Here is a 232-nt window from a genome sequence, read left to right as displayed (position 1 = left end):
GGTTAAGACTACAATAAAGGAATTCGGTGTAGATGAAAAAGATTTCTTAAGTAGAGTAGATTACTTAGCAGATAGAGCATTCGAAGATCAATGTACAACTGCTAATCCAAGATTACCTCTAGTAAAAGAATTAGTTAATTTATATAAAAAAGCTTACTACGGAAAATAAATATATAATGTAAATGAATAGCAAAACCAAAAAGAAGGGAAATGGCGCCCTTCTTTTTGGTTT

General features: G+C 30.2%; 1 protein-coding gene. It reads left to right on the top strand.

What is annotated here, in order from left to right:
- The first annotated feature begins 13 nt into the window (after positions 1–13).
- Positions 14–169, top strand: a complete 156-nt coding sequence (locus ACX6CF_RS26445) for a hypothetical protein (protein WP_458788370.1) — start codon at positions 14–16, stop codon at positions 167–169.
- Positions 170–232: the final 63 nt, after the last annotated feature.

The sequence above is a fragment of the Vallitalea sediminicola genome (assembly GCF_054408565.1).
This window is presented reverse-complemented; position numbering and strand designations above follow the sequence as displayed.